The 13,722-nt window shown below is 37.1% G+C and carries 13 protein-coding genes; 7 read left to right on the top strand and 6 right to left on the bottom strand.

Annotated elements, in window-relative coordinates:
- Nucleotides 1–93 precede the first annotated feature (93 nt).
- From BCF58_RS13280 to BCF58_RS13300, 5 genes are all read left to right on the top strand, one after another.
- Nucleotides 94–651, top strand: a complete 558-nt coding sequence (locus BCF58_RS13280; protein ID WP_121462297.1) for a serine acetyltransferase — start codon at nt 94–96, stop codon at nt 649–651.
- A gap of 276 nt (nt 652–927) precedes the next feature.
- Nucleotides 928–1,593 carry a carbonic anhydrase gene (locus BCF58_RS13285; RefSeq protein WP_121462298.1) on the top strand — a complete coding sequence of 222 codons (666 nt, stop codon included), beginning with the start codon at nt 928–930 and terminating at the stop codon, nt 1,591–1,593.
- Between the two features lie 20 nt (nt 1,594–1,613).
- Complete coding sequence (locus BCF58_RS13290) at nt 1,614–1,913, top strand: hypothetical protein (protein WP_121462299.1); 300 nt, start codon at nt 1,614–1,616, stop codon at nt 1,911–1,913.
- Between the two features lie 143 nt (nt 1,914–2,056).
- The gene (locus tag BCF58_RS13295) at nt 2,057–3,649 is read left to right on the top strand and encodes a SulP family inorganic anion transporter (protein WP_121462900.1); all 1,593 of its coding nucleotides are present in this window, start codon (nt 2,057–2,059) and stop codon (nt 3,647–3,649) included.
- Nucleotides 3,650–3,693: 44 nt separating this feature from the next.
- Nucleotides 3,694–4,329, top strand: a complete 636-nt coding sequence (locus BCF58_RS13300) for a carbonic anhydrase (protein WP_121462300.1) — start codon at nt 3,694–3,696, stop codon at nt 4,327–4,329.
- A 111-nt stretch (nt 4,330–4,440) separates the two neighbouring features.
- Here BCF58_RS13300 and pth read toward each other — a convergent pair whose 3' ends face one another.
- The 6 genes from pth to mfd form a co-directional block, all read right to left on the bottom strand.
- Complete coding sequence (gene pth, locus BCF58_RS13305; RefSeq protein ID WP_121462301.1) at nt 4,441–5,004, bottom strand: aminoacyl-tRNA hydrolase; 564 nt, start codon at nt 5,002–5,004, stop codon at nt 4,441–4,443.
- Nucleotides 5,005–5,091: 87 nt separating this feature from the next.
- On the bottom strand, nt 5,092–6,024 hold the full coding sequence (locus tag BCF58_RS13310; protein ID WP_121462302.1) for a hypothetical protein: 933 nt from the start codon (nt 6,022–6,024) through the stop codon (nt 5,092–5,094).
- Between the two features lie 170 nt (nt 6,025–6,194).
- The gene (locus BCF58_RS13315) at nt 6,195–6,938 is read right to left on the bottom strand and encodes a hypothetical protein (protein ID WP_121462303.1); all 744 of its coding nucleotides are present in this window, start codon (nt 6,936–6,938) and stop codon (nt 6,195–6,197) included.
- Between the two features lie 5 nt (nt 6,939–6,943).
- Complete coding sequence (locus BCF58_RS13320) at nt 6,944–7,759, bottom strand: hypothetical protein (protein WP_121462304.1); 816 nt, start codon at nt 7,757–7,759, stop codon at nt 6,944–6,946.
- An 11-nt stretch (nt 7,760–7,770) separates the two neighbouring features.
- The gene (locus BCF58_RS13325; RefSeq protein ID WP_228434806.1) at nt 7,771–8,619 is read right to left on the bottom strand and encodes a hypothetical protein; all 849 of its coding nucleotides are present in this window, start codon (nt 8,617–8,619) and stop codon (nt 7,771–7,773) included.
- Nucleotides 8,620–8,723: 104 nt separating this feature from the next.
- Nucleotides 8,724–12,089 carry a transcription-repair coupling factor gene (gene mfd, locus BCF58_RS13330; RefSeq protein ID WP_121462306.1) on the bottom strand — a complete coding sequence of 1,122 codons (3,366 nt, stop codon included), beginning with the start codon at nt 12,087–12,089 and terminating at the stop codon, nt 8,724–8,726.
- A 208-nt stretch (nt 12,090–12,297) separates the two neighbouring features.
- Here mfd and BCF58_RS13335 point away from each other — a divergent pair, with 208 nt between their 5' ends.
- Nucleotides 12,298–12,879: a papain-like cysteine protease family protein gene (locus BCF58_RS13335; RefSeq protein WP_170149028.1), complete on the top strand. Its 582-nt coding sequence runs from the start codon at nt 12,298–12,300 to the stop codon at nt 12,877–12,879.
- Nucleotides 12,880–12,894: 15 nt separating this feature from the next.
- The gene (locus tag BCF58_RS13340; RefSeq protein ID WP_147462061.1) at nt 12,895–13,578 is read left to right on the top strand and encodes a hypothetical protein; all 684 of its coding nucleotides are present in this window, start codon (nt 12,895–12,897) and stop codon (nt 13,576–13,578) included.
- Nucleotides 13,579–13,722: the final 144 nt, after the last annotated feature.

Consider the following 13,722-nt stretch of genomic DNA (forward strand, 5'->3'; position numbering starts at 1 on the left):
TACTCTACCTCTGCTTACATTTTAATTTTCTCTGATTACTTCTGAAGTTTTTTTTATAAATTGCCGTTTTAAAACAGGTCCAAACTTTGTGATATGTCAGAAAAACACTCCCTTATTCAGAAAGATTTTTATCGCGAAAGCGGAAAGTGGCTTTCCAAATTTGAGATCTGGGCTAAATGCATCAATCCGAATCTTCATTTCATTTATATTCTAAGAAAAAACCAGCAGTACAAAAAGAATTCCCTACTGGGTGCATTCTGGAGACTGGTTTTGAGGCATCATCAGATTAAATACGGGTTTCAGATATATCCTGAAACTGAAATTGGAGAGGGTTTTTATTTAGGACATTGGGGAGCATTGGTGATCAATCCTAAAGCTAAAATCGGTAAAAACTGCAATATTGCCCAAGGCGTTACTATCGGCCAGCAAAACCGTGGAAAATATGAAGGCTTCCCTACAATAGGTGATGAAGTCTGGATAGGAACCAATGCCGTTGTCGTAGGCGGGATCACAATAGGCAATAATGTTTTAATAGCTCCTAATGCGTATGTGAATTTTGACATCCCTTCCGACTCCATCGTAGTAGGCAATCCTGCCAAAGTGTATCCTAAAGAAAACGCAACAGAAGGATATATCAACCATAAAATCTAAATTTTGCGAAGGATTGAATTTAATAATATTTTAATGTCTCTTTCTTTTATTCTGATTTTTAGTTTGTAATTTTATCTTTTAAAGTGGCTTTGAGATATTTTTTAATAAAACTATTTTACAGTCAATATGATTTTACGCATATCCCCATATTAAACTTTGTTAAAAATGGTTGGTTTTTCAGCGAAAATTATATTTTTGCATGATTATTGATTTGGTCTATTGATTTTAAAAATAATTTTAACGAAATAAATAATTATAAACCCTAACATTTAAATTATGTCACAATCGTACAAGGTTATTTTTGAAAACAACAGAAAATGGGTAGAGTCTAAACTTGCACAAGATCCGGAATTCTTCCATGAATTAGCTAAAACCCAGCATCCTGATTATTTATATATCGGATGTTCAGACAGCAGAGCTACTGCGGAAGAACTTATGGGTGCTAAACCGGGGGAAGTTTTTGTCCACAGAAATATTGCTAATGTAGTCAATACTTTGGATATGAGTTCAACAGCCGTTATTCAGTATGCTGTAGAACACCTGAAAGTAAAGCACATTATTGTTTGCGGACATTACAACTGCGGTGGTGTAAAGGCAGCGATGACACCTCAGGATTTGGGATTATTGAACCCATGGTTGAGAAACATCCGTGATGTCTATAGATTACACCAGGCTGAATTAGACGCTATCGAAGATGAGGGTAAACGTTATGACAGGCTTGTAGAATTGAATGTTCAGGAGCAGTGCATCAACGTAATTAAAATGGCTTGTGTACAGGAAAGATATATTTTAGAAGAATTTCCTATTGTTCACGGCTGGGTGTTCGACCTTAGAACCGGAAAGATTATTGATCTGGAAATTGATTTCGAAAAATTATTGAAAGACATCCAGAAGATCTACAATCTTACGGAATCCGACTGGGTGATGAGCAAAAAGAAGTAATTCTTAACATGTGATTTGGAATGAAATTTTGGAGTATTATTACATTACTGATTTTTTTCAACTTTACGGCACTACCGAGTATTGCTGTAGTTGCGGGTTGGGATCTGCTTCAGACCAATGTGATAGTGAATGAAGAAGAGCCCCATTCCCACCCTACCTCTTTTACGGTTTATGAAAAGACACTTCCTAAAACTTTAAATGTTTATGACTATCTTAAGTTTTTCATGCCTGATTGGGAAGGCAGGTCTTTTATGCTGGTAGATGATTCCTTTCATCTTTCCCCATTACTCACTATATTTTCTCCGCCTCCGGAAGCTTAATTTTATTATTCTTTATTTACAACATTCATATCAAATCTGATATCGGATACTTGTGTTTTTAAAATTAAATTTCCAATCTTTTATAATTGATGATAAGGTTTCTTTATCCATCATTTATAATCATAGTATTTTTCAAAAAAATCATGAAAAAAACATCATTAATAGGAGGAATTAAAGAAAATTTCCCTTCAGGACTCGTTGTATTTTTAGTGGCACTTCCTTTATGTTTAGGAATTGCCTTAGCATCGGGAGCTCCGCCGTTATCCGGAATCATTGCGGGTATTGTAGGCGGTTTGGTAATAGGAACGATCAGTAATTCAAACATTTCAGTTTCAGGGCCTGCAGCAGGTTTAACGGCTATTGTTCTTACAGCTATTACAGACTTAGGTGCATTTGAATTATTCCTTTGTGCAGGGATCGTTGCAGGGCTGATTCAATTGGTTTTAGGCTTTATCAAAGCCGGAAGTATTTCTAATTACTTCCCCAATAATGTGATCGAAGGAATGCTTGCCGGAATTGGAATCATCATCATTCTAAAGCAAATTCCACATGCCCTGGGCTTCGATAAAGATTATGAAGGACATGAATCTATATTCGATAAAGGCTTAAATTTTAATTATTTTACAGAATTATTCGGAGCTATTCATCCGGGCGCTATTTTAGTGACTGTGGTTTCTATTGCCATACTTTTAGCCTGGGATAAAGTTCCTGTGCTAAAAAGACTGAAAATGCTTCCGGGAGCTTTGGTAGCTGTAGTCACCGGAATTATTTTAAATGAAATCTTTAAAATGACAGGGAGTAGTTTGGCGATAGGTTCTGAGCATCTTGTTCCTCTTCCTGTTCCCAAATCTGCAGATGACTTGAAAAACCTTATTACTTTTCCAGATTTTTCAGGGCTTGCCGACTATAAAATATGGTTAACTGGTGCAACTATAGCGATTGTGGCTTCAGTTGAAACCTTACTCTGTATCGAAGCTTCCGACAAGCTTGACAGACAAAGAAGAATAACAGATACCAATCTTGAGCTTAAAGCACAGGGAATCGGAAACCTGGTAAGTTCGTTTATCGGAGGACTGCCAATGACATCAGTAGTGGTACGAAGCTCAGCAAATGCAAATGCGGGAGCAACCTCTAAAATTTCCACGATCATTCACGGTTTACTTTTATTGATCTGTGTATTATCTATTCCCGCAATCTTAAATTTAATCCCTCTTGCAACGCTTGCTGCGGTATTAATTTTGGTAGGATATAAATTGGCAAAACCGGCAACATTCAAGCATTTCTGGCATTTAGGCAAATTCCAGTTTATTCCTTTCATTGCAACGGTAGTAGCTGTAGTTGCTACAGATTTACTGAAAGGAGTCGGAATTGGTTTGGCAATTTCCGTGTTCTATATTCTTCAGGGAAATATGAAGCGAGCTTATTATCTGAGCCGGGAAAACCTGGATGATGCGGATGAAATCAACATTAAACTTGCCGAAGAAGTTTCTTTCTTAAACAAGGCGGCCATCAAAAAAACACTGAAAAACATCAAACCCAATTCTACGGTAACCATTGATGCAAGAGGAACTTCCTATATTGCCACGGATGTATTGGAAATGATACAGGACTTTGCCAATATCCGGGCAAAAGAAGAAGACATTGAAGTAGAACTTTTAGGATTCAAAACTTCATACAGAGATTATGAAGAGGATGAAGATTCCCATATCCTGGTTACCCACAGAAGAGCCATGTAAACCATCGTTAAAAAACCTTATTTATTAAAAAATAAACAAATTATATGAAAGCCCATACACACGAAACTCAATTGACAATTACTCCTGAAAAAGCATTGAACTTTTTGAAGGAAGGAAACCAAAGATTTGTAAATAACTTAAAAGCCAACAGAGACCTTTTGGAACAGGTAAATGCTACCCGTGAAGGACAATGGCCTTTTGCTGTTATTTTGAGTTGTATAGACAGCCGTACTTCTGCAGAACTTATCTTTGATCAGGGACTGGGAGATATTTTCAGTATCAGAATTGCGGGAAATTTTGTCAATCAGGATATTTTAGGTTCAATGGAATTTGGCTGTAATGTTGCAGGTTCCAAACTTGTTGTCGTTTTAGGACACACGAAATGTGGCGCCCTAAAAGGCGGACTTGATGCAGCACAAATCGAAGGAATGGGAATGGATAACCTTAACCATCTTGTCAATCATTTTGATTCAACGATCAAAGAAATCATAGAAGAAGGGGAGGAACGTTCATCAAAAAACAGCTCGCTTTTAGAGAGGCTCAATCAGCAAAATATAAAAAAGGCCATTGAGGACATACGTAAAGAAAGCTCAACACTTAAAAAGCTTGAAGAAGAAGGTAAAATAAAAATAGTTGGTGCTAATTATGATGTTGAAACAGGCGTTGTAACCTGGTTGTAACAATCATCATTATATAGATCGGAAAATTAATTTTAGATACAACAGCAAAGACCACCAGATTTGGGTGGTCTTTTGTTTTATTTGAGGTATTCTATTGTTGTAAATTATCGATTATTTCCCGTTAAAAGCAGACATTGTATTCTGAATTCCTGCAAATACGAATGACAGGCATGCTTTAGAAAACTTATCAATTCTTTCCTGAAGCTTTTCTTTCTCTTCTTCACTCCAGGTTCCCAATACATAATCTACCTGTCTTCCTTCGGAAAAATCTGCCGAAATCCCGAACCGCAACCTTGCATAATTTTGGGTCTGCAAGACTTCCTGAATGTTTTTAAGACCATTATGACCGGCATCAGAACCTTTCATTTTCATTCTTAGAGTTCCGAAAGGAAGAGCGAGGTCATCTGTAATGATCATAACATTTTCCAACGGAATATTTTCTTTTTGCATCCAGTATTTCACTGCATTTCCGGAGAGGTTCATATACGTATCGGGTTTTAAAACCAATACTTTTCTTCCTTTGTATTTTCCTTCTGCCATCCAACCAAAATTAGTGGTCTGAAAAGGAGTTTCCAGTGTTTCTGCTATTTTCTCAGCTACTTTAAATCCTATATTGTGACGGGTATTTTCGTACTCAGCTCCTTTATTTCCCAGTCCGACAATTAAATATTTCATGTAGAAATTTTTTGTAAAATTAAGGCATAATAAATAAAAAAACTCAATCCTGAGAAGAATTGAGTTTATCTATTTTTAAAATTATTTTTACATTGGCTTATAGAAATAATATACTCCAAATCCTCTTGTCATATAAGTCTGAGGATCATAGTTAAAGTTTGTACTATACACAACAGGAGTTGGAATCGGTACCATAAGATCTGTTATTGTAAATCTCTTCGGGTTATTCGGAGATAAAATCAAGCTTCTCATATCATTTTCTTCTGTTGATAACAATACGGAAATCTTATATGCTGTTGGAAGCAAAGAATATGGGCTGATTCTGTTGTCGTAATTAAAATAGTCGTAAGAATACTTTTTAGTAACCGTTGTTGTGATTACTCCATTGTTCATAGGTCCGTATTCTCTTACCACTTTAGATACGTTGTCTCCTAAATAAGTATACACTGTTTTAGAATAATCGGTATAAACGAATGGCGTAGCCGGAGCTTCAGGACCATTAATCATCACAATAGATTCTAATTTATTTGTTGTTGCATTATAGCCAAGAGTATATAAAGATTTTGTTTTTCTGAAAAGTACCATTGGACCGACAGTAGCCGGTGGAACCGGAGGGTTTCTTCTATATACCCATCGGTTTTCTGAAATCGTGGTTAATCTTCCGTTATTTCCATAAGTGAATAACTGAGAATATGAAATACTGTCCTTATCTAAGGTTCCGTCATGATCCAGATCAAGAAAACCATTAAAATCAATTTTGCTTACTTTGTCACCGCTGTACATTACGTCAGTAACCGAAGCACTGTCTGTAATTACTTTAGATAAAAGAAGTCCGCTGTAATGATATTCCGCAATGGTATCAGCGTCCGTAACTTCTCTATATAATGCTCTAGCGCCAATCAGACCGCCATTTCCATTCAGATCAATAAGGGGATTGCCATCTTCATCCACCATATCTTTACAAGAATAGATAGAGGAAAAACCTGCTAATAATAAAATAAAGTAGAAAAGTCGTTTCATTTCCGGGTGATTGTTTATTTTTCCACAAATATAATTTTTTTTTGAATAAAAAGCATATTTTTATTTATATTCTCGAAAAACTAATAATTGTTTTTTTATTTATCAAGCTTCAAACATAAGCTTACTATATCTGAATACAGATGTATTATTTATCTTTAAAATCCCTACCATTAATATGGCTGCAAAACAGAAGTCGTTAAAACGGATTGTGACATTTCCGCATTCAGGTACGCGCCATTAGCTACTGCCCCAATTCCTAAAGTTCCGGAATTCAGGTTTCTCTTCGTACAGGCAACTTTTACGGTATAATTATTTTTAGGAATCAAATTAGTAAGCGTAGCATTAAGATTAAAAATTTTATTGGTCCCGTCTGTTCCCAATAAAACATCAGTCCGTACTGCTTTCAACTTATCATCAACAAAAATACCACATGCAAATCCTGATGAAGAATTTCCATTACCATTCTTCTGCGCAGTCGTTTGAAAAGTAAAAACCACTTTATTCGTCATGTTGGTAATGGAAAAAGTATCCATTGTTCCGGGAAGAACAGTCCATTCACTGCTGATTGCAGCATCCTCATTATAAGGTGAAGTAGAGCCATTGGTACCGCTGAAAGCAGCTCCCGCCTGATCCGAAACCGTATTAATGGAAAACAAAGACATGCTTCCCTGCCCATCTGCAATTTTTATACTCTTCCAGTCATTGGAAGTAAATTCTGAACTATTATGAAATATAGTTCCAGCAACTCCCGGAGAACCCTTTACGGTATTGGTTCCGCCCATTCTTATCTCCTTTCTCACATTCAAATCGGCATTGATATCCAGTGTATTCACAGGGGTTGTGGTCTTTATTCCTACTTGAGAGCTGTACAACACTACCGTAAACATTGATAGTATATAGAATATTTTTTTCATCGTTTTTAATTAATAATTGGGTTAAATACTTGGGGAACTTCGTAAACATCCACTTTAAGAGAAGACTGTGAGATAAAATCATTAATGTTTGTAGCGGCATTGATTCCTATAGCCAATGTAATCCCACTGGTCGTATTATAGGATTTTAACCTTGAGCACGCTACACTTACGGTATGCTGCCCTTTGGATAAATTCTGCGCCATTCCGATCTGATTATGGGTAATGAATGTATTGGACGCACTACTCGCCTTCAAATTTCTTTGTCTCAGATTCACCAGCTTATCGTCCACAAAAATTCCGCAGGCATAATCTATTGATGTATCCGTGCTTCCGTTTGCCGGAAAATTGGCCTGAACTACGGTTTCAAACTGAAAATAGGTTTTACTCTCCGTACTGTACACATGAATGGTTTGCGATAACCCTGATATTTTTTTGAATCCTGAAAAACCACTAAAGTCGTTGTTTTTTGTAAAGGTCGCTGATCTTGACACAATGGTAGATTCGTCGGAACTATTGAATGTAACCCCGGCCCTGTCAGAGAAAGAATTGTTGTATATAAGGTAAAATTTATTAGGCTCATATTCAGGAATCCTTAATGTTTTCCAGATTGGAGGATATCCTTCTCCCTGAGAAACCAGAACCTGGTCATGAGTTCCTTCTGATAGACTATTCTCGGTAGCATTCAATACGACTAATTTACCTCTTAGGTTATAATCTCCATTGACATCTAATCCGGCTTTAGGTTGCTGTGTATTTATTCCCATCTGGGCATAGAAAGGAAGCCCTGCTGTAACCAGCAGAGTAAGAAACATTTTTTTCATTCTTAATTCAGTTAGTTTTTATAGGTTACATATTCCACGACATCTATTTTGATCATAGACTCTAAAGTAAATGCATTGGAAATCGTATTTGCATTGGAAACATTACGCCCAATAGTGAACTCAGTGTTGGCATTGGAAGTATCAATTTTTCTGCACGCCACCTCAACTTTCTGATTTCCTACAGGAACATTTTGCTCTGTATAATTAAGAGTAAAAATGTAATCCTGGATTCCTGCCTTTTCAGAATTATTATTGGAAGAAATCTTATCGGGACGTACTGCTACAAGCTTCCCATTCCTGAAAACCCCGCAGGTAAAGCTGATGTTTTGAGAGGTTGTTGCGGAAGGAGCCTTCATTTCCACACCGGTCTGAAACTGGTAGGTAAGACGGTTTTTACCATTTTTGATCACAAAATTGTTTTCAAGTCCGGTAATCTTATTCCATGTTCCTTTGCTGGTATCTGAAATATTGTCGCCGACATTGTTTTTATAAACATTATCGCCGGCAGTTCCGCTTGAAAGTGTTGCAATACCTGTCTGATCAGATGACAGATAAGAATTAATCAGTTTGTATTGTCCTTCCTCCATGAAAGAAACATTCAGGGATTTCCATACAGGAGGAAGACCCTCTCCCTGAGAAACCAAAACCTGTCCGTTAAGGCCGGCATTCCCAGTCTGGGACGAAGTCCCTCCTACTCTAAGTTCTTTTCTTAAGGTGGTCTTTCCATTGACATCAAGGGTTGCATTTGGAGCATTTGTGCCAATACCCACCTGAGCGTGAGCATAGGCAGAGAATAGCCCAATCACGCAAAAGTGCATCGTGTTTTTCATATAAGGCTGCAAAGATAAATATTTTTTCAATCAAAAACCTTATTTACGATGATTAATTCAATAGAAATAAATGAATTATGTCATATAATTCATTTATAAAAAAAGTAGACTTATTCTAAAATTAAACAAGCTGTTTAGTGAGAAGCAAGAATAGACCGCAGTAAAATATTCACCTCATCTACATTTTTCACCTTCTCTTTTCTCATCATCAGCTGATTGCCTTCTTTACCAATTTTCTCCTTCAGCTGGGCTTCGGCAGGATTTTGAGTCAGATAATTGATGATATGCTTGAATTTTTCAGTCTGGTAAAACTTATCTTGTGGGTTACCCGGAAAATATCCCAGAAAAACTCCATTTTTCATTACAATTTTTTCAAATCCTATTTCCGCAGCCAGCCATTTTAACGAAACACTTTTTAATAAGTTAATAGCTTCTTTTGGCAGTTCTCCGAAACGGTCTATCAATTCCAGCTCAAACTTCTGTAAATCCTTTTCATTATCAATTTCTGCAATTTTCTGGTACAGAAGCAATCTTTCTTCCGTATTGGAAATGTAAGAATCCGGCAGCATGAGTTCCAGATCTGTATCGATATTCACTTCTTTTACGGATTTGAATAATTTTTGTCTTTCTTCTTCATTTTCAAACAAGTTTCCGAAGCTTTCATCATCTTTTAATTCTTCCAATGCTTCCTGCATTAATTTTTGATAGGTTTCAAAGCCCATTTCATTAATGAAGCCGCTCTGCTCCGCACCTAATAGATCTCCGGCTCCACGGATCTCCAAATCTTTCATCGCGATCTGGAAACCGCTTCCCAGATCCGAAAACTGCTCAATTGCCTCCAGTCTTTTTCTCGCATCGGAAGTCATCATATCAAACGGTGGAGTGATGAGATAACAAAAAGCTTTTCTGTTACTTCGTCCCACCCTTCCTCTCATCTGGTGAAGATCTGCCATTCCGAAACGCTGCGCATCATTAATGAATATAGTATTGGCGTTGGGAACATCCACTCCACTTTCAACAATTGTGGTAGAAACAAGAACATCATATTTCCCTTCCATAAAATCCAGGACATTTTTCTCCAGTTGCTTTCCATCCATTTGTCCGTGACCTGTAATTACCTTGGCATCAGGGACCAGTCTTTGAATAAGCCCGGCAATATCTTTCAGATTTTCAATCCTGTTATTGATAAAATAAACCTGCCCGTCTCTTTGCAGTTCATAAGAAACCGCATCCCGGATGATTTCTTCATTGAATCCGACAATCTGAGTATCTACAGGCTGTCTGTTTGGAGGCGGTGTTTTAATAACGGATAAATCTCTTGCTGCCATGAGCGAAAACTGTAAGGTCCTTGGAATAGGTGTAGCCGTTAAAGTAAGCGTATCCACATTACTTTTCAGTGTTTTCAATTTATCTTTTACCGAAACTCCGAACTTATGCTCTTCATCTATGATGAGCAATCCCAAATCTTTAAACTTAACGCCACTCCCCACCAACTGATGCGTTCCTATGATAATATCCAGTTGCCCATTTTTGAGGGCTTCAAGGGTTTCCGATTTTTGCTTAGCCGTTCTGAATCTGTTTAAGTATGAAACATTGACCGGAAAATCCTTCAGTCTTTCTTTAAAGCTTCTATAATGCTGGAAAGCCAGAATGGTTGTAGGAACCAAAACAGCTACCTGCTTGCCATCAGTCGCCGCTTTGAATGCAGCACGGATAGCCACTTCGGTTTTACCGAATCCTACATCTCCGCAAACCAACCTATCCATTACCGTAACAGCCTCCATATCTTTTTTCACATCAATAGTTGCTTTTTCCTGATCCGGAGTATCTTCATAGATAAAGCTGGCTTCCAGCTCATTTTGCAGATAAGAATCCGGAGAATATGCAAAACCTTGTGCCGTTTTTCTTTGCGCATAGAGCTTGATGAGATCAAAAGCAATCTGTTTTACCTTTGTTTTTGTTTTTTGCTTTAAAGACTTCCAGGCCGGAGACCCCAGTTTGCTAAGAACAATCTCTTTCCCATCCGGGCCATTATATTTTGAAATTTTATGAAGTGAGTGAATACTTACATATAATAAGTCCCCATTTTTATAAGTCAGTTTAAAACATTCCTGGATTTTCCCGTCATTATTCACCTTAACCAATCCCATGAATTTTCCGATTCCATGGTCTATATGGGCAATATAATCCCCTACTTTCAGGGACATCAGGTCTTTCAGGGTAAGCTGTTCAGATTTTGCAAAAGTATTTTTAGTCTTATATCTTTGATAACGGTCAAAAATCTGGTGATCCGTATACACTAAGATCTTATGGTTATTATCTACAAACCCTTCATGAAGCTCAGATTTAAAACTCTTAAACAGAACCTCATGTTCCAGCTCTTCAAAAATAGATTCCAGTCTCTCTTTTTGCTTTTCCGTTGAAAAGGAGATCCATGTTTCAAACCCCTCGTGTTGTTTTTCTTCCAGGTCTTCAATCAGCAGCTCAAAATTTTTATGGAAAGCAGGTTGTGCCGTCTGTTCAATTTTAATTTCAGCGGTTGAAAAACCTTCAATGGCAACACTACTAAAATCAATTGTTGTATATTTTTTGTAATCAAATAAAAATTCCTGGTCAGAAATAAATAGCTCCTGCGGTGATCTGTGGGCAATATCCTTATTCAGTCCTTCAAATTTCTCCAGGGATTTTTCATAAAATCCTTTAATCTTCTGAAGACCTACCATTGCATTCTTGAACACTACTATACTATCTTTTGGTAAAAGCTGTAGCAGGGATACTTTAGATCCTGTTACCGAAAAGTTCATATTGGAAACCAATTGGAATTCTTTCACCTTACCTACGGAAAGCTGAGTTTCAATATCAAAAGTCTTGATACTTTCAATTTCATTCCCAAAAAAAGTAATACGGTAGGGTTTTTCGTATGAATAGGAAAAAACGTCTACAATTCCCCCTCTTACCGAAAATTCCCCAGGTTCGGATACGAAATCTGCCTGCTGAAAGTTATAATGATGAAGCAACTCGTCTACGAAATCGAAATCAAGCTGATCGCCGACCTTTATATGATGGGAAATTGCTTTAAAATCTTCTTTCTTCAAGACTTTTTCTGATAAAGCTCCGGCATAGGCTACAATAACCTTCGGAGATTTCCCCGAATTGATTTTATTTAAAACTTCCGTTCTTAAAACCAGATTTGCGTTTTGTGTTTTCTCAACCTGATAAGGTTCCAGATGGGTAGCAGGAAAATAAAGAACTTTCTCTTTTCCCAGCAGGTCTTCCATTTCCGTGTTGATGTAGAGAGCATCTTCCTTATCATCTACCAGATACAGAATATTTTTCTTACGGGTTAAGAAAAGTTCGGCAACGAAAACTGAAACAGAAGAACCGGCACTTCCTTTTACAGAAATATGCTGACTGTTTTCCAACTGAGTAAAAATTTCTTTTCCAAATTCTTTCTGAAGTAATTCCGGAAGAAATTTTTCGGTAATGGTCTTTAACTGCATAAATAGTAATGATATCAACGACAAAAGCGATTTCGGGTATTTCCGAAACCGTTTGTTTTTACAAAGATACAAATAATAAATCAGGAAAATCCCCATCCCAAAAACAGGTAAAACCCTTACGTTGAGATATTTCATGTGCTGTACTTTTGTAAAAGAAATACGGCGGAATCCGAAAAGCCAAAGAGTAGGAAACAGAAAAACTAACCCCATGAAAAGAATAATTTTAGGTCTATTTTTCATTGGACTTACCTTAATGAGCTGTTGTAAACCAGAGATCATAGGTAACGTTTCCAATACGTTAAGACCACAAGAAACCAACAACTGGTGTTGGGCTGCAACCACTCAAATGTTAGCTCAGCATTTTCAGATCAATGTCACTCAATGTGCATTAGCCAACCACAGATTTGGAGTCAACAACTGCTGTACTCCCCAAACCGCAGGTACTCCTTGCCCCAAAAATGCAGACTGTAACCGTCCAGGTTGGCTGGAGCTGGATTTTGCAGGGCTAAAATTCAGTGAAAGTGCTACTGCTTTAACCTGGGAAAAACTACAGAAACAAATCTTTTGTTCTAAAAAAACCATGGGCTACGCATACGGAACCCCGGGAGTCGTAGGACATGTTGTAGTGGTAAAAGGCTATGTAACCGTAGGCGGAACAAGGTATGTTGTACTGAATGATCCCTGGAGCCCTTGTGTGGGACAGGAAAGATTAATTACATATGAAACCTATGCAGATCCTGCCGGAAGCAGCACGCATTGGAATACCTGGTATGATTTAGCAAAAAAATAATTTAAATTCAAAACAATGAAAAATCTAAAACATATATTCGCCGTTTTATTATTATCAGTTTTCCTAATTTCGTGTACAGATAAAAGCAATATGGGAAACTCCGGCCAGAATGAAATCAGAGAAAATAACTTTACAACATCGGATGATGCTGTGAATAAAGGAAAAGCTGACCTTATTTCGATTTTAAAAAACAATAAGGAATTCAATCTTACTATTGATGCAGCAGCACTGGAACGTTCAAAACCCGAAGCTCCAATTTCTGTTTTTGACGTAAATTTTGAAAAACTACTCCGTTCAGACTCTGTTACTTTAGCCACAATAGCTGAAGAGAGCAAAAAAAGCCAGACTCCTTTGGTTGATAATTCAAGAGTTATCACGGTAATCTCCACATCCAAAAATGAAAAAGGCTGGCAACTGGATGAAATTACCGATAATGTACGCTCTTCTGACCTTACAGAAATTAAAGGACAGTTCAATGCCATGAATGTGCCGATTTCAGTCTTTGAGGTCCCTAATATCAATGCGACCATTTATGAAGTAAATACAGACGGAAGAAAATTATATTATACGAAATATAATGGCGGCTCTTTAAGGCAGCCTTTATCTGAGGGAGAGCTTATAAAACAAATCCGTAATGATGCCCAGATATTCCAAAGACAATTTGGTGATGAGCTGAAAAAAGGAAAACTCGTTAAATAACCTTCAATAAACGGTTTTATCAACGCTTCTTTGTACAAAGAAGCGTTTTTCATAATATTTTACTAAAATCTCTAATTAAAAGTTAAAAAAAAACTGTTACTCCTACATGGCATAATGTTTGGAAATTTTAATAGTGAATAACAA

The organism is Chryseobacterium defluvii (genome assembly GCF_003634775.1).
GTDB classification, from domain to species: Bacteria; Bacteroidota; Bacteroidia; order Flavobacteriales; family Weeksellaceae; genus Chryseobacterium; species Chryseobacterium defluvii.

What these genes read in the sequence shown, in the direction of transcription:
- BCF58_RS13335 (WP_170149028.1), top strand. Translation starts at nt 12,298, where the DNA reads ATGAAAAGAATAATTTTAGGTCTATTTTTCATTGGACTTACCTTAATG.
- BCF58_RS13300 (WP_121462300.1), top strand. Translation starts at nt 3,694, where the DNA reads ATGAAAGCCCATACACACGAAACTCAATTGACAATTACTCCTGAAAAA.
- BCF58_RS13280 (WP_121462297.1), top strand. Translation starts at nt 94, where the DNA reads ATGTCAGAAAAACACTCCCTTATTCAGAAAGATTTTTATCGCGAAAGC.
- mfd (WP_121462306.1), bottom strand. Translation starts at nt 12,089, where the DNA reads ATGCAGTTAAAGACCATTACCGAAAAATTTCTTCCGGAATTACTTCAG.
- BCF58_RS13310 (WP_121462302.1), bottom strand. Translation starts at nt 6,024, where the DNA reads ATGAAACGACTTTTCTACTTTATTTTATTATTAGCAGGTTTTTCCTCT.
- pth (WP_121462301.1), bottom strand. Translation starts at nt 5,004, where the DNA reads ATGAAATATTTAATTGTCGGACTGGGAAATAAAGGAGCTGAGTACGAA.
- BCF58_RS13340 (WP_147462061.1), top strand. Translation starts at nt 12,895, where the DNA reads ATGAAAAATCTAAAACATATATTCGCCGTTTTATTATTATCAGTTTTC.
- BCF58_RS13320 (WP_121462304.1), bottom strand. Translation starts at nt 7,759, where the DNA reads ATGAAAAAAATGTTTCTTACTCTGCTGGTTACAGCAGGGCTTCCTTTC.
- BCF58_RS13295 (WP_121462900.1), top strand. Translation starts at nt 2,057, where the DNA reads ATGAAAAAAACATCATTAATAGGAGGAATTAAAGAAAATTTCCCTTCA.
- BCF58_RS13315 (WP_121462303.1), bottom strand. Translation starts at nt 6,938, where the DNA reads ATGAAAAAAATATTCTATATACTATCAATGTTTACGGTAGTGTTGTAC.
- BCF58_RS13290 (WP_121462299.1), top strand. Translation starts at nt 1,614, where the DNA reads ATGAAATTTTGGAGTATTATTACATTACTGATTTTTTTCAACTTTACG.
- BCF58_RS13285 (WP_121462298.1), top strand. Translation starts at nt 928, where the DNA reads ATGTCACAATCGTACAAGGTTATTTTTGAAAACAACAGAAAATGGGTA.